This window comes from Bartonella capreoli, from assembly GCF_902813205.1.
Taxonomy (GTDB): Bacteria; Pseudomonadota; Alphaproteobacteria; order Rhizobiales; family Rhizobiaceae; genus Bartonella; species Bartonella schoenbuchensis.
On sequence record NZ_CADDZX010000416.1, the window covers coordinates 1 to 381 of the forward strand.

At 38.3% G+C, this 381-nt stretch carries 1 protein-coding gene; it reads right to left on the minus strand.

What is annotated here, in order from left to right:
* Nucleotides 1–44: 44 nt before the first annotated feature.
* Nucleotides 45–381: hypothetical protein (locus J7R05_RS09065; RefSeq protein ID WP_208541945.1), on the minus strand; the 337-nt coding region annotated here is incomplete at its 5' end.

The following is a 381-nucleotide window of genomic DNA, read 5'->3' on the forward strand; positions in this document are numbered from 1 at the left end:
AACAAGCTTCAAATGATTATTCTTAAAGCATGATAGATAAATGATTAAAAACCAACATCAACAGCAGGAGAATGAGAAATTACTTTTAATGCAGCTGCAGCTGCAATTTTCCCAAATTGGTGTGCCTGTTTATTATTCTGGCCGCTCGCAAGGGCAGCAGAAATTGCATCTTGACGAGCTTGCTTAACAATGCTTTTTTCCTGCTGAGAACTTATCTTAAAAAGATTCTCCCGAATATCCGGCAAAGATACTGCCACCCTTCCTAAGGCGCTATCTGTTGTATCAGTCTGGTGTGAAAAACTCGCCTCACCAAATACAAATTGATGCACAAAAAACCTAGCTACCAAAACGAACAATAAAAGAAACACTAGAATAACAAGA